Source organism: Rhodanobacter sp. FW510-R10 (assembly GCF_058781105.1).
The window spans coordinates 1,202,482-1,223,748 of sequence record NZ_JBYSWL010000001.1 but is presented as its reverse complement, the minus strand read 5'-3'; the positions used below and the strand labels follow the sequence as shown (position 1 = coordinate 1,223,748).

Genomic DNA, 21,267 nt, shown 5'->3' with positions numbered 1-21,267 from the left:
CCATGACGCCAGCCCTCAACCGGCGCAGCTTCGCGCTCGATCCGCAGGACAACGAGCGGCTGGCCAACCTGTGCGGCCCGTTTGGCGAACACCTGCGCCAGGTCGAACTGCGCACGGGTGTGGAGATCAGCCATCGCGGCCATCTGTTCCAGATCATCGGTGACGAGAGCCGCGCGCGCACTGCGGAGCGGGTGCTGCGCCAGCTCTACGACGCGACCGCCGACGAGGTGCTGAGCGGGGCGCAGGTCAACCTGCACCTGGTCGAATCCGGCGTGGACGCGCTGCAGGCGGAAGACGCCGAGGCTGTCCAGGAAGTGGCCATCCGGGTCAAGCGCGGCACGATCCGCGCACGTGGCCCGAACCAGGAACGCTACCTGCATGCGATCGCCAGGCACGACATCAACTTCGGCGTCGGGCCAGCCGGCACCGGCAAGACCTATCTCGCCGTGGCCAGCGCCGTGGAAGCGCTCGAGAGCAACCGCGTGCAGCGCGTATTGTTGGTGCGCCCGGCGGTCGAGGCCGGCGAAAAGCTTGGCTTCCTGCCCGGCGACCTCTCGCAAAAAGTCGACCCCTACCTGCGCCCACTGTACGACGCGCTGTACGAGATGCTGGGCTTCGAAAAGGTTTCGCGCCTGATGGAGCGCAACGTCATCGAGATCGCCCCGCTCGCCTACATGCGCGGACGCACGCTCAACGATTCCTACGTGATCCTCGACGAGGCGCAAAACACCACGGTCGAACAGATGAAGATGTTCCTGACCCGCATCGGCTTCGGCTCCCTCGCGGTGATCACCGGCGACGTCACCCAGGTCGACCTGCCGCGCAACACGCGCTCCGGCCTGCGCCAGGCCATCGAAGTGTTGCGCGGCGTGGACGACATCAGCATCACCTTCTTCACCTCGGCCGACGTCGTACGCCATCCGCTGGTGGCGAAGATCGTGCGCGCCTACGAAGCCTACGAGCAGCAGCACGACGCCGAGCAGGACCGGCATTGACCGGCCTTCCGCCAGTCCCGCGGCAACGGAAGTCCGCCGTACTTCCTACCCCGTCATTCCCGCGAAAGCGGGAATCCACCGCACTCCTCACCTCGTCATTCCGCAACCCTCCCACTCGTCATTCCCGCGAAAGCGGGAATCCACCGCACTCCTCACCTCGTCATTCCGCGACCCTCCCACTCGTCATTCCCGCGAAAGCGGGAATCCAGGCTCTTGCCCCCGGATCCGGCGGGGTCCATAAAGCGGAAAGCACTGGATTCCCGCTTTCGCGGGAATGACGAGGTAGGGAGTGCGATAGGCTCCCGCTTTCGCGGGAATGACGGGCGGAAGGCTTGCGCGAATGACGGGTGGGAGGGTCGCGCAACGACGGGTGGGAGGGTTGCGGAATGACGGGTGGGAGGGTTGCGGAATGACGAGAGAGAGGGCGCGGGAATGACGAGCCGGGGTCCGGGATTCATCGGGACGTCCATACCCATGCTTGAGCTTGCGGTCCGCTATGGGACCGGCCGTGCCGGCGTGCCGGCGCCGGGCAGCTTCCGCCGCTGGGCCGAGGCGGCACTGCGCGGCGCGCGTCGGCGCCAGCCGGCCGAGCTCTCGATCCGCATCGTCGACCTCGCCGAGGGCGCCGAGCTGAACCACGCCTTCCGCGGCCGCGGCTATGCCACCAACGTCCTGTCCTTCCCGGCCGAACCGCCGCCGGGCGTGCGCTGGGCGCTGCTTGGCGACCTTGCCATCTGTGCCCCGGTGGTCGCACGCGAGGCCGGCGAACAAGGCAAGCGCGCCCGCGACCACTGGGCCCACCTGACCGTCCATGGCGTCCTGCACCTGCTTGGCTACGACCATCTCGTGGACCGCGAAGCCGAAGTGATGGAGGCGCTGGAAACCCGCATCCTCGCCCGCCTGGGCATTGCCGACCCCTACGCCTGAGCCTGATCCATCACGGTTTTTCCGCTAAACTCCAGCAACCACCCGCAACCTGGGTAGTTTCCAAGCTCTAAATGAACGAAGACCCTGGCAGTACCAACGGCCCGGCGCACCGCACGTGGTGGGACCGACTGGGCCACATGTTTTCCGGCGAACCCCGCAACCGTCCCGAACTCCTCGCGGAGTTGCGCGCAGCACAAAGCAACGGCCTGCTCTCCGCCGACACGCTGGCGATGATCGAGGGTGCCATCGAGTTCACCGAGCTGCGCGTGGACGACGTCATGATCCCGCGCACCCAGATCGTGATGCTGTCCGCCGACTGGAGCCTGGCCGAGATCGTGGCCGCCGTGGTCGAATCCGGCCACTCGCGGTTTCCGGTACACGGCGAGGACAAGGAGGACATCCTCGGCATCCTGCTGGCCAAGGACCTGCTGAAGTTCTTTGGCAGCGCGGAAAAGTTCGACATCCGCGGCATCCTGCGCCCGGCCGTGCTGATCCCCGAATCAATGCGCCTGAACGTGCTGCTTGCCGAGTTCCGCCTGACGCGCAACCACATGGCGCTGGTGATGGACGAGTACGGCGGCGTCGACGGCCTGGTCACGATCGAGGACGTGCTGGAGGAAATCGTCGGCGAGATCGACGACGAGCACGACGAGGCCGAACCGGTGCTGATGCACGAGCAGCCCGACGGCGACTGGCTGGTGAGCGCGCTCACCCCGATCGACGACTTCAACGAACGGATCCAGGCCGAACTGCCGGATGACGAGTACGACACAGTCGGCGGCCTGATCACCTCCGAGCTCGGCCACCTGCCCGAAGTCGGCGAGACGACCACGCTCGGCGCCTACCTGTTCAAGGTGACCGCCGCCAACGATCGTCGCGTGCAGCAGTTCCGCGTCAGCCGCCAGCCCGAGCTGTAGTCCGGTGCCGCAGCGACGTGAGCCACGACGCCCGCGTCGCCCCAGTCCCTCCGCCACTCCAGCGCCATCTGCGACCCCACTGCGGGCACCATTCCCACGCCGCAAGCGGAAAAGCACTGGATGACCGGCGTTTGCTGTTGAAAAGCACTGGATTCCCGCTTTCGCGGGAATGACGAAGGGGAAGTTCAGGGATGACGAGGGGGCTGTCGGGAATGACGGGGGAAGTTCGCGGGAATGATGAGAGCAAGTTCGCGGGAATGATGCCGGTGCGGGTTCCGGCTTTCGAGGACTCCATTGCTTGTTTGCCCTGGCCATGGCCTTCCCTTTGCGTCATTCCCGCGAAAGCGGGAGGCGCTTTTCAACAGACGAATGTCTGGTCATCCAGTAGCCCCATGAAACGTGAGCTCCACCCCGCCACCTACATCATGGCCAGCCGCCGCAATGGCACCTTGTACATTGGCGTGACTTCCGACCTGATTCAGCGCGCCTGGCAACACAGGGAAGGCGCCGTTGACGGGTTCACCAAAAAGTACGACGTCAAGATGCTCGTCTGGTATGAATTACATGCCACCATGGAACATGCCATCGCCCGCGAAAAGACGTTGAAGAAGTGGAACCGCGCATGGAAACTCCAACTGATCGAGTCGGCCAATCCCGAGTGGCGCGATCTCTGGCCGGAGGTCACAGACGCGCCATCCGCCGAAGACGTGGGGCGTCCCGAATGAAAAAGCACTGGATTCCCGCTTTCGCGGGAATGACGCCGTTGAGGGGTGACGCCGTTGAGAGGCCCGGACTACGGCCGCTTGCGACGACCTTCTTCGTTCCTGCCGCGGCTCCTCGTCAATTCCCACCAGACCTTCTTCGTTCCTGCCGCGGCTCCTCGTCATTCCCGCCAGACCTTCTTCGTTCCTGCCGCGGCTCCTCGTCATTCCCGCCAGACCTTCTTCGTTCCTGCCGCAGCTCCTCGTCATTCCCGCCAGACCTTCTTAGTTCCTGCCGCGGCTCCTCGTCATTCCCGCCAGACCTTTGTCATCCTCGCCACCTTCCCTCCTCGTCATTCCCGCGAAAGCGGGAGGCGCTTTTCAACAGACGAATGTCTGGTCATCCAGTAGCTTTGCGTCATGATCCATGAGTTTCAACACACCTCCTGCCCGATCAACCAGTGCGAGTGCACGCTGTCGGCGCGCGTTGGCCCCCCGTTCGATGGCGGCCATCTCCCCCCAGCTCAGCACTTTCGTGCTCCATGGATCGCCCAGTGGGCGTTGCTGGTCGTGCTGGCGGTGTGTTCGGCGCTGCTGCCGGCACGGGCTGGCGTGGCCAATGCGCCGGGCGCAAATCTCGAGGTCGCGCTGGTCACCTATGGACCGGGGGAGGTGTACTGGGAGCGCTTTGGCCACGACGCCATCGAGGTGCGCGACACGGCATCGGGCGAGGCGCTCAACTTCAACTACGGCCTGTTCGACTTCAACCAGAAGGACTTCTTCCTCAATTTCGCCCGCGGTCGCATGCGCTACATGATGGGCGCCGACGACACCGTCCGCGAAGCCGACGACTATCGCGCCCAGGGCCGCTCGATCACCCGGCAGCGCCTCGCCCTCGGCGCGGAGCAGGCCGCCGCGTTGCGCGATTTCCTGCTGTGGAACGTGCAGCCGCAAAACGCCGTCTATCCCTACGACTACTACGTGGACAACTGCACCACGCGCGTGCGCGATGCCCTGGACCATGCGCTTGGCGGCGTGCTGCGTGCGCAATTGCGCACCCGCGGCGGAGGCCAGACCTATCGCGAGCAGACCGTGCGCCTGATGAGCGCGCAGCCCGCCTTGATGCTGGCGCTGGATCTCGGGCTCAGCGCGTATGCCGACCAGCCACTCAACGACTGGCGCGAGAGCTTCCTGCCCGCCGAACTGGAGCTCGCGCTGCGCCACGTGCAGGTGGCGGGCACTGACGGCCTGCGCCAGCCGCTGGTGGCGAGCGAACAGGTACTGGCGTCGAACCGGTTGCCGCTGCCGCCGGAACACGCCCCGGACCTGCGCCTGCCGCTGGCCTTGGCCGGCCTGGTGCTCGCCCTGCTGCTGGTCCTGGCCGCGCGCTACTGGCAACCCGGCTATCTCTTCCTGGGCTCGCTCTACCTGCTGGCCGCCGGGCTGGTGGGCGTCATCTTGCTGACGCTGTGGTTCCTCACCACCCACCACGCCGCCTGGGCCAACGCCAATCTGCTGCTCTTCAATCCCCTGGCCTGGCTGTTGCTGCCCAGCCTGTGGCGCACGCGGCACGGCATGCGCCCGTCGCGATTCATGGATGGCGTGATCAGCCTGCAGCTGCTGGCCATCCTCGGTGCCGCGCTGCTGCACGTGCTGCCCACCACGGTGCAACAAAACCAGCCTTGGCTGCTGTTCGCGCTGCCGGTGTGGATTGCGCTGTCCTGGACCATGCGCCGCCGCCGCTGAAATGGGGTCAGGTTTGAAATGGTGTCAGGGACATTTTCCGATTGGCGATACCTAAAACATAGCGGACCGGCGGTCGGAAAATGTCCCTGACACCATTTCACGTGCTCATTTCCCCCTGACCCCATTTCAGCGGCATCATGCAGGCATGAACGCGACCAAGCAGCCCGCACTGCCGGCAGGCCAGGACCAGCCGATGATCGTCAACTGCGTTGCCTATAACGCGGACGGCACGCGCATCGGCGACCTCGGCATGGACGCGATCAGCGACGTGCTGGCCCGGCCGGACACCTTCGTCTGGCTCGGCCTGCACGAGCCGGACGAGGCGCTGCTGCTCAAGCTGCAGGAAGAATTCGACCTGCACGACCTGTCCATCGAGGACGCGCACAACGCCCACGAGCGCACCAAGATCGAGAGCTACGGCGACTCGCTGTTCCTGGTGGTGCAGACCGCGCAGCTGGTCAACGGCGAGCTGGCATTCGGCGAAACCCACATCTTCTTCAGCGACCGCTACCTGATCACCATCCGCCACGGCGCCTCGCTGTCGTACGCGACCGCGCGACGTACCTGCGAGCAGTCCCCGGCCCTCATGGCGCTGGGGCCGAGTTACGCGCTGTACGGCGTGCTCGACTTCATCGTCGACAACCTGCTGCCCATCGTGCGCGACTTCCGCGAGGAGCTGCAGTTGCTGGAACAGGACATCTTTGCCGAGACGTTCAAGCGCAGCACGGTGCGCCGGCTGTACGACATGCAGCGCGACCTGATGACCCTGCGCCTCGGCGTGGCGCCGCTGCAGGACATCATCAACCAGCTCGTGCGCCTGCACCCGGAGCTCATCCCCGACGAACTGCGCGTGTATTTCCGCGACATCTACGACCACATCTTCCGCGCCAACGAGTCCATCAACGCGATGCGCGAAATGCTCACCGCCGCGATCAACGTCAACCTCTCCCTGGTCACGTTCGGCCAGAACGAAGTGATGAAGAAGCTCGCCGGCTGGGCCGCCATGCTGGCTGCGCCCACCTTGCTCACCAGTTGGTACGGCATGAACTTCAGCCACATGCCCGAGCTTGGGCAACCCTGGGCCTACCCGGTGATCATCGGCGTCGTGCTGTGCGTGGTCGGCAGCATCTACATCGGCCTCAAGCGCGCCAAGTGGCTGTAGGGTGAAATGGTAAATATGCGAGATATTGCATGTTATGGCACGACGTGCATAATTGAGCCATGCAACGCGTCGTCTGGGTCGGCACCAGCAAACAAGACCTGATGGCGTTCCCGGCATCGGCGCGACGCAACGCCGGCTATCAACTAAGCAAGGTGCAGCACGGCCTCACGCCGGACGACTGGAAGCCCATGCCAACAGTAGGCGCAGGCACGCGGGAGATCCGCATTCGAGACCGGGCGGGCGCGTTCCGCGTGCTCTACGTGGTGATCGCCGCCGACGCGCTCTATGTCTTGCATGCTTTTCAGAAGAAGACGCAGAAGACCGATCTGCCGGATATCCGGCTGGCACAACAGCGATTCAAGCAAACGAGACCATCATGACCCGCAAAAAGCAAACGGAACGCGGCGACCCGCGCGGCGTGTTCTTCGATCTGTTCGATGCTGACGAGGCGACCGAACTGAGCATGCGTGCGGAGCTTCTACGTGGGCTGCAAGCGTGGGTCAGCGAGGCCGGGATTCAGGCCGAGGCTGCCAAGAAGCTCGGCATCACCCAATCGCGTGTCTCCAACATTGCGCGTGGCAAAATCGACAACTTCAGTCTCGACCTGTTGGTGCGGCTTGCCGCACGTGCCGGCTTGCGCCCGCAACTGAAACTGGCGGCGTGATTCAGCTGGCGAGTGGCTCGCGCTCCAAGCCGATTAAGCATGGGTTGTCGTCATCCATGTCGGCATATACAATGTGGCATATGCCAAGGGAGGACGCCATCATGCCAGCCCGATCGACACTGCAAAAAACCAGGTTGGCGAAGCTGTTTCGCAACAACCGCAGCCAGGCGGTGCGTATCCCCGTCGAGTTCGAGCTGCCCGGTGACAGTGTGTTGATCCACCGCGAAGGCGGCAGGCTCGTCATCGAGCCCGTGGCCGGACCCACCAACATCGTGGAGCTGCTGGCCGAGTGGCAGCAGGAAGCCCCCCTGGGGCCGGAAGACCAGCTCCCGGCCATCGATGACGCGCCGGCGCGACCGGAGGACGTCTTTTGAATGGGTATCTGCTGGACACGAACATCATCAGCGACGCCATTCGCAACCCGCGCGGCAAAGTTGCCAGGCACATCGATAAGCTCGGGCCAAAAAGCATCTTCACCAGCATCATCGTCGCGGCCGAGCTGCGTTACGGCTGCGCAAAAAAAGCTTCGGCCAAGCTGCAAGCCAGGGTGGAAGCCGTGCTGCAAACCATCCCGGTGCTGCCGCTGGACGTCCCGGTCGATGCCGCGTACGGCGATATTCGCGCCGCACTCGAGGCCGCCGGCCAGCCCATCGGCCAGAACGACCTGCTGATTGCCGCACACGCCGTCACGTCGGGCCTGACCTTGGTGACCGACAACGCCCGCGAGTTCAAAAGGGTCCGTGGCCTCAAAGTGGAAAACTGGCTCTGACCTGCCATCCGGTAAATGAGTGAATGCGGTGGAGATGCGATGCAGGCAAGATGATTGAATCGCTGCGTGGCGATCTGGCTGCGCTCCACAAGGCGAGCGTCATCGGCAAGGTGACGATGCGCGAATTCGACGCGGCCTGCCCGCGCCGCTGCGGGAACCGGGCGCCGTCGAGATCAAGCGCCAAAAACAAAGGCACTGGATCCCGGATATCGCTGCGCGATTCCGGGATGACGATCAAAACCAGAGTTTCCCAGGGGCTCAGTAATCGGCCGGAGTCATGATGTGGCGTGGCAGGCGATGAAGAGTACCGATTAACTTCCGTTGGTGTTGCAAGGCTAAAGACCTTAGGAAGGTCTGAATAATTGCCGTCATCCCCGTGAAAGCGCACTGCTGTCCGGAATAAATTCGTGCGTGAGCACCGAAAGCGTTGCGACGCACGGCTGGATGACTGTCACGCGCAACCTGGACTCAAAAATGGGGACTTACCCCTTCGTGGCTTACCCCTCTCCTTTGCCCCGACGTTCCAATCCGCCGTCATCCCCGCGAGGCGCTCTTCAACAGCCGAAGGCTGGTCAAGCGGGGATCCAGTGCTTCTGGTGACCCGCAAGAGCCAGAGCACTGGATTCCCGCTTTCGCGGGAATGACGCCAGGCGGTGTTTCGGCGCCTTGTGCGATACCGTAGATGAAGCAAAAGCTGTTCCGAAAACGTTCCGGACAGCAGTGCGCGAAAGCGGGAATGACGATCAAGGGCGAATTGTTCAGAGCTTCCTTAGGTGCCCGTAAGGGCCGAAGCACTGGATGACCAGGCATTCGTCTGTTGTAAGAGCACCTCCCGCTTTCGCGGGAATGACGCCAGGTAGGGTTTCGGCGTTCTGGCGCGATACCGTAGATGAGGCAAAGGGCGGTTCCGAAAACGTTCCGGACAGCAGTGCGCGAAAGCGGGGATGACGATCAAGAGCGAGTTGTTCAGAGCTTCCCTTACTCAGTTCCCATCCAAATGATGCATGCGTCACAAGAATAGCCGCCCGTGGGCAACTTGTGACGGGTTTGGTACAGAACCTGCTTGAGCTGGGCAGCTCACCACGGGGACGGCGGCATGACGCGCCAGCAAGTACAAGCCGGCTTCACCTTGATCGAACTGATGATCGTGGTGGCGATCATCGCGATCCTCGCGGCGATCGCCATCCCGGCCTACCAGGACTACGTCGTCCGTGCCCAGGTCAGTGAGGGCATGAGCCTGAGCAGCGGCGCGAAGGCGGCGGTCTGGGATTTCTTCAGCAACACGGGCCGGTTGCCGCCAAGCAACGAATCCGCCGGCCTGCCCGACGCCGCGTCTATCTCAGGCAGTTACGCATCCAGCGTCAACGTCACCGGCGGCAAGATCACCGTGGCCTTCCAAGGACCCAAGGCGAACACGCAGATCAACGCAGACACGTTGGTATTGTCGCCGACCAGCCACGAAGGCAGCATTTCCTGGACCTGTACTCCCAGCACCCTGGACGGCAAGTACCTCCCGTCGGCTTGCCGGAAATAAGTGCGGCCATGCGGGGCCGCGGACGCTACGCGCAGATGTTCGTGGCCGCATAGCGTCATTTTATGACGCCGGCCGTCACGGCCTGTGCGCCTACTTGCGCTCGAGCCGTCACCCCAGGGTCGTCGCCGCCACAAGGTGTTGTCATCCCACGTGATCCTGCTCACAATGCAGGCAGCCGCAGGCAGCAGGAGCGTCCCTGGCATTCAGGGTGGCATGCGACATGCTTTCACCATCTTGAGCTTCTTGGTCGTCACTGACCATGAATGTGCGGACCAGCCCATCAGGGGACGCCGGGGTCGGGGCTCACGGACATCAACAAGGTAAGTAACTACCACAGAGGATTCATCCCATGAAGAACATGCAAAAGGGCTTTACCTTGATCGAACTGATGATCGTGGTTGCGATCATTGCGATCCTGGCCGCGATCGCCATTCCGGCGTATCAGGACTACGTGGTGCGCGCGCAGGTCTCTGAAGGCGCTACGCTGTCGGATGGTGCGAAGACGGCAGTTGCGGAGTTCTATAGCAACCGCGGACATCCACCACTGAATAACCAGTCAGCCGGCTTGGCGCCGGCAGCAAGCATCGCTGGAAGCTACGTGAAGACTGTGACTGTCGCTTCCGGCAAAATTACCGCTGAGTTCGCCGATAGCGGTTCTCAGAAAGCTAATACTGCAATTAATGGGAAGGCGTTCGTCCTGTCCCCGGTAGTGGCAAACGGGGGAAGTATCGTGTGGACGTGCACCGGCAGCACCGTTGCGCAAAAGTATCTGCCTACCTCTTGCCGTAACCCATAAATCAGCAAACGTCGCGTTCAACACGCAATCGAAGGGCCGCCTTGCGCGGCCCTTCTTTTTTCCGGATAGGCTGAGCCATGCGCCAGCGTTCCATCGCCATCCTAGCCACGGCTGCCTGCGCATGCGTGGCGCTTGCCCTCGCCGCCTACTGGCCAGGCCTGCACGGCGGCTTCCTGTTCGACGACTTCGCCAACCTGCCGGCGCTGGGCAGCAGCGGGCCGATCGACAACTGGCCCGCGTTCTGGCGCTACATCACCTCTGGCACCAACGACCCATTCGGGCGGCCGCTGACGCTGCTGACCTTTTTGCTCGACGCGCACGACTGGCCGGCCGATCCCTTCCCGTTCAAGCGCACCAGCCTGATCCTGCACCTGGCGAACGGTGCGCTGCTCGCGCTGCTGCTGGCACGGCTGGGCCGCGCGCTGTACACCGATAGCATTCGCGGGCGCGGGCCGACCCCTGGGGTAGGGGACACGACAAGCCGCGGGGCGGATCCAGGGACGGTGCCTGCCTTGCCTCACGGCGCCGTGGCCGCGGTTGCGGGCGATGCGGAACTGGCCTGGCGCATCGACCTGGCGGCCTTGCTTGGCGCGGCCCTGTGGTTGCTGCACCCGCTGCTGGTGTCCACCACGCTGTACATCGTGCAGCGCGAGGCCATGCTGCCGGCCACGTTCATCCTGCTAGGCCTGCTGGCCTGGCTGCATGGACGCGAGCGGCTGCGCGAAGGGCGGCTGCGCAGCGGCCTGGCCTGGGTCTGCGTTGGCCTGGGCGGCGGCACCGCGCTCGCGGTGCTGGCCAAGGCCAATGGCGCCCTGCTGCCGCTGTATGCGCTGGCGATCGAGGCTACGGTGCTGACGCGCAGGCCGTTTCGCGCGGCTCTAGCGGAGGAGAGCCTGGGCACCCCTCTCCGTCGTCATTCCCGCGAAAGCGGGAATCCAGTGCTCTTGTCGGAACCGGCCGAAGGGCAAAAGCCCTGGATTCCCGCTTCCGCGGGAATGACGCCGGGGGAGATTCCCGCTACCGCGGGAGTGACGACGGAGGGGATTCCCGCTACCGCGGGAATGACAACGGGGGAGATTCCCGCTTTCGCGGGAATGACGACGGAGGGGGTTCCAGCTTCTGCGGGAATGACGACGGGGCGCGTGTACCGCGTTGCCATGTGGGTGCTGGCGGTTATCCCGAGTGCCACAATCGTCGCGCACCTCGTCTGGGTCGGGGTGCGCGGCATCGTAAGCGGCGAGATGGGCGTGCGCACCTGGACCATCGGCCAGCGACTGCTGACCGAGCCGCGGGTGCTGTGGGATTACCTCGGCCTGCTGTGGCTGCCGCGGCCGTTCTCGCATGGCCTGTTCAACGACCAGTTCGTCGCCTCGACCTCGCTGTGGCAGCCGGCAACGACACTGCCGGCGCTGCTCGGCGTGCTGGCGCTGATTGCCGGCGCGTGGTGGCTGCGCCACCGCTTTCCGGCGTTGGCGCTCGTGGTGTTGTTTTATTTTGCCGGCCAACTGATCGAATCCAGCTCGCTGCCGCTGGAGCTGTATTTCGAGCACCGCAACTACGTGCCGGCGCTGCTGATGTTCTGGACGCTGGCGCTGTGGCTGGCGGACACGCGCCAGCCACCGCCAGGGATTCGAGACAGACAAGCCCAAGGACAAGGACTGGCCGACGCGCGCCAGCCACGGCCAGGGATCCGGGGCAGACAAGCTCAAGGACAAGGACTGGGCGATGGGCGCCAGCTCCCGCGGCTCAAGCTCGCCTTGATGCTCGTGCTGCCGCTGGGTCTTGCCGTGATGACCTATGCGCGGGCCGAGCTGTGGGGCGACCCGCAGGCGCAATCCATGCTGTGGGCGCAGATCAACCCGCAGTCGCCGCGCGCGCAGGCCAACGCAGCCCAAATTGAAATCCAGGCTGGCCAGCCCCAAGCCGCGCTGCGCCGCCTGCAGCCGCTGCTGGCTGCCCAACCGGCGCAGGCGCAATTGGCGTTCAACTGGATCGATGCGCGCTGCGCGCTGGGCGGGGTGACTCCCGCCGACATTGCCTTGACGCGCGAGGCCATGCGCACCACGGCCAACCCCGGCACGCTGCTGACGACCTGGTTCGCGCGCAAGCTGCCCGAGGTGGCAGCCGGGCACTGCCGCGGGCTGGCCCTGACCGACATGGGCGGCTGGCTCGATGTCGGCATGGACAACCCCAGGCTCGCCGGCGCCGGCCGGCGCCAGGATCTCTGGTATGCGCGGGGACAACTGGCCTTGCTGCAGCACCAGCCCGATGCCGCCGTGGCCGATTTCAGCCGTGCGTTGGACCTTGACGTACGGGCCGCGATGGCGTTGCAGGGCGCAGCCACGCTCGGCGCCGCTGGCTATCCGACGCAGGGCCTACAGCTGCTCGATCACTACACGCAGGCGCACCGGAACACCGCCGCCAAGCCCGGCTTCGGCATGCCGCGGGTACACGCCTGGGTGCTGACGCGTCAGGACTACTGGCCACACGAGCTCGCCCACCTGCGCCACCAGCTCGAACTCGACGCGGCCAGCGCCAAGGAAGGTCTGAATAATTGCCGTCATCCCCGCGAAAGCGGGGATCCAGTGAGGTTACGCTGTTGAAATCAAAGACACTGGATTCCCGCTTTCGCGGGAATGACGATCAAGAGCGAATTGTTCAGAGCTTCCCTAAGTCCAATACTGTGCGTTAGGCCATGTTTGATTGGAGGCAGCTCGTGCCAACCGTGCTACGGATCGGCAGTTACCGTTTCTTCTTCTACGCGAACGAGCATGGCGAGCCTTGTCATATCCATGTACAGCGAGAGCGCATGCTGGCCAAGTTCCGGTTGGAACCTGTGGCCTTGGCACGCAGCAGCGGCTTCGCGGCCAGTGAACTGAAGAAGCTGGTAGGCTTGGTTTCAGCACATCAAGCAACGTTCGTGGAGGCCTGGAATGAGTTCTTTGGCGTATAGGGTCGTTCCCCACGCAATAGACGTTCACTGCACAAGCGATGAGCTCGTGGTCTCACTAAATGATGGGCGCGTTCTGTCGGTTCCACTGGCTTGGTTTCCGCGCCTTGCCAGCGCCACGCCCGAACAACTTGCCACGTTCGAGCTGCTCGGTGAAGGCGAGGGCATTCATTGGCCAGCCGTCGACGAGGATGTTTCAGTGGTGGGCGTTCTGGAAGGTAGAGCCTCTGTCGAGTATCGGGGTGTACGGGCCTGACAGTTCGCCGCGGCCGACCGTCATCCCGCCACGCGGGCTGCCAACGGCTGAGTTCCGGCCTTTGATCCCTGACGCAAACACGGTCCCCTGATGCGCCCATTCTCCCTGCGTTCGTTATGGCCGCTATGTGTGTTGTTGGCGGCGTTTGCCGCCACGACGGCGGTGTACTGGCCGGGGCTGTACGGCGGCTTCCTGTTCGACGACTACCCCAACATCGTCGACAACCACGGCGTGCAGATTCGCGACGCCAGCGTGCCGTCCCTGGCCCGCGCCGCGCTGTCCTCGCCATCGAGCGAGTTCAAGCGTCCGCTGGCCTCGCTGAGCTTCGCCGCCAACTACCTGGCCACCGGACTCGACCCCTACTGGATGAAGCTGACCAACCTGCTCATCCACCTGTTCAACGGCCTGCTGGTGTTCTTCCTCACCCGGCTGCTGTTGCGCAGCGCTGACCTTCGTTCTTTCCCAGGAACCGATGCTTGGACGCCGGCCCCGACAGCGGGCGCCACGCGGCGCATGGGCATCGTCGCGGCGCTGGTGGCCGGGGCGTGGATGCTGCTGCCGATCAACCTCACCGGCGTGCTGTACGTGGTGCAGCGCATGGAGAGCATGGCCAACGCGTTCGTGCTGGTGGGCCTGATCGGCTATGTCGCCAGCCGGCGCCATATGCTGGCGCCGGTGACGGCCATCGGCAGCGGAGCCGAGCCGTCATCGCCTGTCGGCAGCGAGCCGGCAACCCCCGCCGGGGATGACCTGTCCACAGGGCAGTCCCGCCGGTCACCAGCGGTCTCCCAGCGCAGCCGCAACGGCTTCATCGGATGTGTCGTGAGCATCATCCTGCCCACCGCCCTCGGCGTGCTGGCCAAGGAAACGGCGGTGATGCTGCCCTTGTATGCGGTGCTGATCGAGTGGGCGCTGTTCCGCTTCCGCCGGCCTGCCGGCGTGCCACCGCGCGTGGGCGCGACCACCACAAGCACCACGCCGACCGGCATCGACCGCCGGCTCATCGCCTTGTTCACCGTGGTGCTGGTGTTGCCGATCATCGTCGGCCTGGCCTGGCTGCTGCCCAGCCTGCTGCGCGCCAGCGCCTGGGCCACGCGCGATTTCACCCTGGGCACGCGGCTGCTGAGCGAAGCGCGCATCGTCGTCGACTACATCGGGTGGACGCTGTTGCCGACGCCGCACGCGCTTTCCTTCTATCACGACGACTTCAATGTCTCGACCAGCGTCCTCTCGCCCTGGACCACGCTCGCGTGCATGCTCGTGCTCGCGGCGCTGGTGGCGTTTGCCGTGTGGGTGCGCAAGCGCCAGCCGCTGCTGGCGCTGGGCATCGCGCTGTTCCTCGGCTGCCAGCTGCTCACCGGCACGATCCTGCCGCTGGAGCTGATCTACGAGCATCGCAACTATTTCGCCAGCTATGGACTGCTGCTGGCGATCGTGCCGTTGCTGGCCGCGCCGCCGCCGCGCGGCTGGTCCTTGTCCGCACTGGTCAGGGACCAAAGTGATGCGTTGGCAGCGGAGGCGCCTGCTGCACCGGTGGAGGCTTCGCACGTTCCGGTTGCCGCCGCTGCGGCTGGACCGCAGGTCACGGTCGACACGGCTGCGTACCTCGACCCGGACGTCCAGACTCCCGCTGACACCGATGCGCATGCGCTGCCCATGGCGCTGCCGCGCTACGTGCTGCTTGGCGGACTGCTCCTGTTCTGGACCGCGCTCACCGGGGTGACGGCCTATGCCTGGAGCAGCCCGCTGCTGCTGGCCGAGGACCTGGCCCAGCGCGCACCCGACTCGCCACGCGCGCAGTACGAGCTTGGCCGCACCTACATCATCTACTCGCACTACGACCCGGCTTCGCCGTTCACGCGCCTGGCCTACGCGCCGCTCGAACGCTCCGCCAGGCTGCCGGACTCCTCGATCCTTCCCGAGCAGGCGCTGATCTTCATGAACGCGCGCATGCACCTGCCGCTCAAGGACGCCTGGTGGGACAGCATGATTGCCAAGCTCAAGGCGCACCCGCCGGGCGTGCAGGACGAAAGCTCGCTCAGTGCACTCACCCAGTGCGCGCGCGACGGCGGCTGCGACCTGCCCAAGGCGCGCATGATGTATGCCTTCATGGCCGCGCTCTCGCATCCGCACCCCGGGGCGCGACTGCTGGCGACCTATGGCGACTACGCCTGGAACGTGCTGGATGACCACGCGCTGGGCCTGCGCATGACCGAGGACGCCGTCAAGACCAGTCCCGACGAGCCGGCTTATCAAATCACCTTGATCCGCATGCTGGTGGTGGAAGGACAGATCGAGGACGCGCGCCAGGCCCTGCAACGCCTCACCACGCTGAACATCGGCGGCCGCCTCAACGGCAGCCTGGATGAGCTGCGCAAGCTGATCGAGCAGCGGTAAACCTTGCGGTGAGTGAAAGCCCCGACCAAACAGCAACTGGCGCATCCTGGGCGCGACCGGAAGTGTTGCGTCCAATGCTGCGCGTACATCTCGACGAAGTTGCGTTCGAGACCGAGAACGGCCAAGTCGACGACATCCTCGCTCATAGCATGGGGCGGATATCAATGCAGGCGCTCGCATCCGCCGGTACCAATTGGACAACAGCGTCGACACATGGGGGCAGACGCCAAAGTTGGCGCCTTAGAATTGCCTATTCGCCAAGTGCAGTCACTGACTACGGCATCCGACGCAGCAATGCAGGCAATACGGGGACGACGACGGACTAGAATACGCGTCGACATGACAACCCAAGCGTCATCGGGTGCATGGCGAAAGGTCCGCGATTAAGACTGCGGTCAGGCCCTGATTCGCCGTCCGCGGAGGCAAGAATCCACGCCCACCTATTTCAGGGAAGTCCATGCAAGTCATCCCCGTCAACGCGCTCAGCCGCCACATTGGGCCCCTCGCCGAAGAGCTGAATCGCGCCAGCGCCACAATCATCGCCAGCGGCTACTACGTGCTTGGCCCCAGCGTGAAAGCATTCGAAAAGGAATTCGCCGCGTACTGCGACGTTTCTGACTGCGTAGGGGTGGCCAACGGCACCGAGGCGCTGGAGTTGGGCCTACGCAGCATTGGCATCACCCAAGGCAAACGCGTTGCCTTGGTCGCCAATGCCGCCATGTATGGCACCACCGCCGTGCTCGCCTGTGGCGCCGACCCCGTCTTCGTGGATATCGATCCGGCGACCCACACACTCTCCCCTGCCTCCCTCGAGGCCTCGATCGCCGCCGGCCCCATCGATGCCGTCATCGTCACCCACCTCTACGGCAGGCTGGCCGACATGGATGCGATCCTGGCACTGGCCGACAAGCACGGCATCGCTGTGTTCGAGGATTGCGCACAAGCCCATGGCGCGCGTGACAACTCCGGCCGGCGTGCGGGCAGTTTCGGCAAGGCCGCCAGCTTCAGCTTCTATCCGACGAAGAACCTTGGCGCCATCGGCGATGGCGGCGCCGTCGTCACCAGCGATCCGCAGGTCGCCGACACCATGCGCAAGCTGCGCCAATATGGATGGACGGCCAAATACCGCAACGAATTGCCGGGCGGGCGCAACAGCCGTCTGGACGAACTGCAAGCGGCGTTCCTGCGCATCATGCTGCCGCACCTGGACAACTGGAACGCACGCCGGCGGGACATCGCCAACCGTTACTCACGGGAAATCCGCAACGATCGTATTCGGGTTCCTCCACACAGCGGCGAGGAATACGTTGCCCACCTCTACGTTATCGAAGCTTCGGATCGAGCCGCTCTCCAACACCACCTGACAGGTGCAGGCGTGGGTAGCGATGTGCATTATCCCGTAGGCGACCATCATCAACCACTTTTTGACAACCGGTATGCTGCAGCCTCTCTGCCGGCTACCGAAGCAGCATGCGAAAGCGTCTTAACGCTGCCATGCTTCCCCGAGTTGACTGACGACGAGGTAACCCGAGTGATCCAGGCATGCAACAGCTTTTGAATCCGCGCTACTCCCTCGTCATTCCCGTGTACCGCAACGCGGAATCGATCGACGCATTACTTGCAGCGGTACGTCATCTTCAAGATCAGCTCGACCATCGCCTCGAAACCTTGTTCGTGGTCGACGGCAGCCCAGACGACTGCCACTGGCAGCTGCAAACCAAGTTGCCAGCCAGTGGCTTGCGGGCGAAGTTGATCCTGTTATCACGTAATTTCGGCGCGTTTTCCGCCATCCGAGAAGGCCTCCTGCACGCGCGTGGAAGCTATGCAGCTGTGATGGCCGCCGATTTGCAGGAACCACCGGAACTCATACTCGAATTCTTCCGACGACTGGATCAGGGCGAAGGCGACATCGCATTTGGAGTACGCGAAGCCAGGCATGACCCATGGTTGTCACGATTGATGGCCGGCGCTTTTTGGCGGATCTACCGGCGCTTTGTGCAGCGGGACGTACCGGTGGGCGGCGTGGATGTGTTCGCTGTCAACCGCCAGTTCCTCGACCGCGTGGCTGCATTCAGCGAAGCGAACGGTAGCCTCCTTGGCCTGCTGTTCTGGATGGGGGGCCGCAGGGTTTTTGTGCCATACACGCGTCGAGAGCGTGCCCACGGCAAGAGTGCCTGGACCTTCCGCAAAAAGCTCAACTACCTGCTCGACAGCGTGTTCGCCTTCACCGACGCACCTATCCGGCTGCTACTTGCCTGTGGCATCGCCGGCATTAGCCTTTCTGTCATTTTGGGCATGGCAGTTCTTGTCGGTCGCCTACTTGGCTTGGTGCTGGTACCCGGCTACGCAGGCACCATGCTTGCCGTGTTGTTCTTCGGCGGGTTGAACGCGCTTGGACTTGGCCTGGTCGGCAACTATGCTTGGCGGGCCTACGAGAACACCAAGCACAGGCCCCTCAGCATCCCTATGCTCATCGAAGAATTCGAACCTCATTCGGCACCTTCTAGTGAAACAACCAAAGCCTGACCCCGCGGCGCGCGCCTGGATCTCTCCGCTGGCCGTGCTCGGCACAAATATCGAAATCAGCGCCGGTGCGGTCATCAATGGCAACTGCAAGATAGGCGACAACTGCATCATCGGCCCCGGCGCCGTCCTTGACCCTGGCGCCGACGGTGTACAGATCGTCATCGAAGCGGGCGCACGCATCATGGCTTCTGCAACCATCGCAGGACCCGTGCATATCGCGCGCGGTGCCTTGGTGCAAGCCGGCGCGGTGGTCATGCGGGACGTGCCACCTCATGCCGTGGTATCCGGAAATCCGGCACAGATCACCGGCTACACGACAACCGGCGTTGACTCGGCACACATCCCTGGTGCGCAGCGCCCGGAAGTCCCTGGCACTGCAACCACGTTGGTTCGAGGTGTAACCCTTCATCGTTTGCCCAAGGTGCTCGATCTTCGAGGAAACCTCACCGTCGGCGAATTCGGGCGCACGCTGCCCTTTGAGGCAAAGCGCTACTTCATGGTGTTCGATGTTCCCAATGCGGAGGTACGCGGCGAGCACGCTCACCGCACCTGTCAACAATTCCTGATTTGCGTGCACGGCAGTTGCAGCGTCGTTGCTGATGACGGCCACGTCAGGAGCGAATTCGAACTGGACGATCCCTCAATAGGCCTGTACCTGCCTCCCCTTACGTGGGGTGTCCAATACAAGTATTCGCACGATGCTGTCCTTCTGGTATTCGCCTCCGAGTTCTACGATGCCGCCGAATACATTCGAAGCTACGGCGAATTTGTGGACCTGATCTTCCAAGGGGCGGCTCCATGAGTACTAAAGCCGTCACGCCACTTCTGCAAAGCCACTCTGAACGTGACCTGCGCACCGGGATTACGGGCGCTGGCATTACAGCGCCACATGCATTCATCCGCGGGCTCAACGCCAAATACGATCATGAGATCATGCTCGATCAATGGCTGCGCACTCTGGACGAATCCGACGATCTTCGCCTCTCTTTCACACATGACGACGGCACCGAGCATTGGGTGTTGATGGAACGTCTGCCATGGGATTCCGAGTTCTTCGGCCGAGGGATGGCACGTCTCAACGCCGTTATCCGACCTGGTACGCACACGCCTTTGCGCTCGGATATGAGCCACGATATCGAGGCCGTTCATACAGCGTTGAAACATGCGCGGACTCGAGGGATCGACTATGTCTTTTGTCCCGTCAGCCCCAGCGACCTGCCGACCATACGGACCCTGAGCACCTGCGGTTTCGACCTGATCGAGACTCGCTGTTATTACCATCGGCCTCTCGTAGCCGCCCCGCAGCAGCGCTATTCCACCCGCCTTGCTGGATCTGCCGACATCCCATCGCTGGCGCGGGCTGCAAAGATCATGGTAAATCCCTTCGACCGGTTCCACGCGGACCCGGCCATATCGGAGGAAGGCGCCGACCGGTTAATGGAGCGTTGGGTGGAAGCTTCCATCGTGGGCGGTTTCGCGGATGCCACGATTGTTCCCGACGTCGATGCTCCCGAAGCGTTCTGCACTGCGAAATACCACCGCAAATACTGGGAAGGATGGGGACTCAAGCTCGCGCAGCCGGTGCTTAGCGCGGTAGCGCCTCGTCACAAGGGCTGGTACGTGAAGATCATTTCCGAGCTGGACGAACATTTGCGCAGCATTGGTGCCGAGCATTCCTTCCTTGTCACGCAGATCACCAACAACGCCGTTCTCCGCAGTTGGGAGAAGTTGGGATATGGATTCGGCAAGGGTGAACACATATTCCGCAAGCTGCTTTGACCAGGAACCGACATGGGTGCCGGCAATAAACTCCTCACCGCAAGCTGGAATCTCAGTCAAGGCACATCGCGGGAGCTGCTTTCGACCATCCTGTCGGAACGGCTCGACGAGGTATTGGTCGAAGCCGACGACATCGAGCAACTTCGGCAGGTTGAGCGACTTGGCTTTCCACTGGAGCCGGCCGACGCCGGATGCTGCGGCGACAGCACCACGGCCACTGCCGGGCACGATTCGCTGCAAGCCGTCGCGTCGACCCACATCCTCCATCGATGCCTGTTGCTCCCTCACCTGTCCGCTTCGAAGCTCCCGGTTCAACATCACGATTTCTCGGTAAGCACCGAAGACGTGCAGCGCTACGGTGAACAGAGCGGCGATCTCAATCCGCTGCACTTCGATGACGAGTTCGCACGCAAGCATGGATTCACCGGCCGCATATCCCACGGGATGCTGTTCAACGGGTGGTTCACGCGCCTGCTCGGTACCGAGTTCCCAGGCGCCGGCACGATCTATCTGCGCAGCACCTGCGTCTATCTAGCACCGATGTATCCTGACAAGCCGTACACGGTGAGGGTTTCGACGCCGCGCCACGACCCGGCACGCGGTACCTACCGCATCCTGGCGCAGCTCTTTTCCGCCGCGGGAACCCACGCCAGCATCGCCTATGCCGATGTCTTGAAACGTGCTCCCCATTAGGCACGTGTCGCTCGCACGCGTCCTGTCGCACAGGCACATTTCCGCCGAAGCGCTGCGGTTCCTGATCGGCGGCGGCTTCAACACCCTGCTGTCGTATGCCATCTACTGGCTGCTGCTGCCATGGCTCAGCTATCCCTTCGCCTACACTGTCAGCTACGCCGCAGCCATCCTGACCGGATTCACCATCAACACGCGGTTCGTCTTTCGCGCCACCTGGTCATGGCGCAAGCTGGCTGCGTTTCCACTCGTGCAGTTGCTCAATTACCTCATGGGTCTGGGTACCGTCGCCTTCTGTATCCGCTACCTGGGTATTGATGCGCGCATAGCACCGGTGCTGGCCACGGTGGTCGTCCTTCCCGCCAACTTCTTGCTGACACGCGGCTTGATGCGGTACAGGCACAAGCCGCAGACGTAGAGCTCGCTGCCCTTCCGCATGTACCCAAGAGTGGTCGGGG

Annotated in this window: 23 protein-coding genes; all 23 read left to right on the top strand. The window is 63.5% G+C overall.

Annotated elements, in window-relative coordinates:
* Positions 1–2: 2 nt before the first annotated feature.
* The 23 genes from AC3WJB_RS05130 to AC3WJB_RS05020 all read left to right on the top strand — a co-directional run bounded on the left by AC3WJB_RS05130 (position 3) and on the right by AC3WJB_RS05020 (position 21,227).
* Positions 3–995: a PhoH family protein gene (locus AC3WJB_RS05130; RefSeq protein ID WP_492679362.1), complete on the top strand. Its 993-nt coding sequence runs from the start codon at positions 3–5 to the stop codon at positions 993–995.
* A 474-nt stretch (positions 996–1,469) separates the two neighbouring features.
* The gene (gene ybeY / locus AC3WJB_RS05125; protein ID WP_492679360.1) at positions 1,470–1,922 is read left to right on the top strand and encodes an rRNA maturation RNase YbeY; all 453 of its coding nucleotides are present in this window, start codon (positions 1,470–1,472) and stop codon (positions 1,920–1,922) included.
* A 71-nt stretch (positions 1,923–1,993) separates the two neighbouring features.
* Entirely contained in the window at positions 1,994–2,839 is an 846-nt protein-coding gene (locus AC3WJB_RS05120) for a CorC family transporter (RefSeq protein ID WP_492679358.1), read from the top strand.
* A 392-nt stretch (positions 2,840–3,231) separates the two neighbouring features.
* Positions 3,232–3,564 (top strand): GIY-YIG nuclease family protein, encoded by a 333-nt coding sequence (locus AC3WJB_RS05115; RefSeq protein ID WP_492679356.1) that lies wholly within the window; start codon positions 3,232–3,234, stop codon positions 3,562–3,564.
* Positions 3,565–3,960: 396 nt separating this feature from the next.
* Positions 3,961–5,286: a lipoprotein N-acyltransferase Lnb domain-containing protein gene (locus AC3WJB_RS05110; protein ID WP_492679354.1), complete on the top strand. Its 1,326-nt coding sequence runs from the start codon at positions 3,961–3,963 to the stop codon at positions 5,284–5,286.
* Between the two features lie 145 nt (positions 5,287–5,431).
* On the top strand, positions 5,432–6,448 hold the full coding sequence (locus AC3WJB_RS05105) for a magnesium and cobalt transport protein CorA (RefSeq protein WP_492679352.1): 1,017 nt from the start codon (positions 5,432–5,434) through the stop codon (positions 6,446–6,448).
* A gap of 59 nt (positions 6,449–6,507) precedes the next feature.
* Positions 6,508–6,828, top strand: a complete 321-nt coding sequence (locus AC3WJB_RS05100; protein ID WP_492679350.1) for a type II toxin-antitoxin system RelE/ParE family toxin — start codon at positions 6,508–6,510, stop codon at positions 6,826–6,828.
* Positions 6,825–7,112 carry a helix-turn-helix domain-containing protein gene (locus AC3WJB_RS05095; RefSeq protein WP_492679348.1) on the top strand — a complete coding sequence of 96 codons (288 nt, stop codon included), beginning with the start codon at positions 6,825–6,827 and terminating at the stop codon, positions 7,110–7,112. The genes AC3WJB_RS05100 and AC3WJB_RS05095 overlap by 4 nt, the downstream gene beginning before the upstream one ends.
* 101 nt (positions 7,113–7,213) lie before the next feature.
* Positions 7,214–7,486, top strand: a complete 273-nt coding sequence (locus tag AC3WJB_RS05090; protein WP_492679346.1) for an antitoxin — start codon at positions 7,214–7,216, stop codon at positions 7,484–7,486.
* Entirely contained in the window at positions 7,483–7,881 is a 399-nt protein-coding gene (locus AC3WJB_RS05085; RefSeq protein ID WP_492679344.1) for a type II toxin-antitoxin system VapC family toxin, read from the top strand. Before AC3WJB_RS05090 ends, AC3WJB_RS05085 begins: the two co-directional genes overlap by 4 nt.
* Positions 7,882–7,931: 50 nt before the next feature.
* Entirely contained in the window at positions 7,932–8,162 is a 231-nt protein-coding gene (locus tag AC3WJB_RS05080) for a hypothetical protein (RefSeq protein ID WP_492679342.1), read from the top strand.
* Positions 8,163–8,977: 815 nt separating this feature from the next.
* Positions 8,978–9,415 carry a pilin gene (locus tag AC3WJB_RS05075; protein ID WP_492679340.1) on the top strand — a complete coding sequence of 146 codons (438 nt, stop codon included), beginning with the start codon at positions 8,978–8,980 and terminating at the stop codon, positions 9,413–9,415.
* A 349-nt stretch (positions 9,416–9,764) separates the two neighbouring features.
* The gene (locus AC3WJB_RS05070) at positions 9,765–10,211 is read left to right on the top strand and encodes a pilin (protein ID WP_492679338.1); all 447 of its coding nucleotides are present in this window, start codon (positions 9,765–9,767) and stop codon (positions 10,209–10,211) included.
* Between the two features lie 77 nt (positions 10,212–10,288).
* Positions 10,289–12,814, top strand: coding sequence for a tetratricopeptide repeat protein (locus AC3WJB_RS05065; RefSeq protein ID WP_492679336.1), 2,526 nt, complete (start codon positions 10,289–10,291; stop codon positions 12,812–12,814).
* Between the two features lie 113 nt (positions 12,815–12,927).
* Entirely contained in the window at positions 12,928–13,164 is a 237-nt protein-coding gene (locus AC3WJB_RS05060) for a DUF4160 domain-containing protein (protein WP_492679334.1), read from the top strand.
* The gene (locus AC3WJB_RS05055) at positions 13,145–13,417 is read left to right on the top strand and encodes a DUF2442 domain-containing protein (protein ID WP_492679332.1); all 273 of its coding nucleotides are present in this window, start codon (positions 13,145–13,147) and stop codon (positions 13,415–13,417) included. The genes AC3WJB_RS05060 and AC3WJB_RS05055 overlap by 20 nt, the downstream gene beginning before the upstream one ends.
* 90 nt (positions 13,418–13,507) lie before the next feature.
* Positions 13,508–15,814 (top strand): hypothetical protein, encoded by a 2,307-nt coding sequence (locus AC3WJB_RS05050; protein ID WP_492679330.1) that lies wholly within the window; start codon positions 13,508–13,510, stop codon positions 15,812–15,814.
* A gap of 457 nt (positions 15,815–16,271) precedes the next feature.
* On the top strand, positions 16,272–17,372 hold the full coding sequence (locus AC3WJB_RS05045; RefSeq protein WP_492679328.1) for a DegT/DnrJ/EryC1/StrS family aminotransferase: 1,101 nt from the start codon (positions 16,272–16,274) through the stop codon (positions 17,370–17,372).
* A complete protein-coding gene (locus tag AC3WJB_RS05040) occupies positions 17,357–18,340 on the top strand; it encodes a glycosyltransferase family 2 protein (protein WP_492679326.1) in 984 nt (327 codons plus the stop codon). The genes AC3WJB_RS05045 and AC3WJB_RS05040 overlap by 16 nt, the downstream gene beginning before the upstream one ends.
* Positions 18,321–19,142: a WxcM-like domain-containing protein gene (locus AC3WJB_RS05035; protein WP_492679324.1), complete on the top strand. Its 822-nt coding sequence runs from the start codon at positions 18,321–18,323 to the stop codon at positions 19,140–19,142. The genes AC3WJB_RS05040 and AC3WJB_RS05035 overlap by 20 nt, the downstream gene beginning before the upstream one ends.
* A complete protein-coding gene (locus tag AC3WJB_RS05030; RefSeq protein ID WP_492679322.1) occupies positions 19,139–20,119 on the top strand; it encodes a hypothetical protein in 981 nt (326 codons plus the stop codon). The genes AC3WJB_RS05035 and AC3WJB_RS05030 overlap by 4 nt, the downstream gene beginning before the upstream one ends.
* 12 nt (positions 20,120–20,131) lie before the next feature.
* Positions 20,132–20,812 (top strand): MaoC/PaaZ C-terminal domain-containing protein, encoded by a 681-nt coding sequence (locus AC3WJB_RS05025; protein WP_492679320.1) that lies wholly within the window; start codon positions 20,132–20,134, stop codon positions 20,810–20,812.
* Positions 20,813–20,816: 4 nt separating this feature from the next.
* The gene (locus AC3WJB_RS05020) at positions 20,817–21,227 is read left to right on the top strand and encodes a GtrA family protein (protein WP_492679318.1); all 411 of its coding nucleotides are present in this window, start codon (positions 20,817–20,819) and stop codon (positions 21,225–21,227) included.
* Positions 21,228–21,267 lie beyond the last annotated feature (40 nt).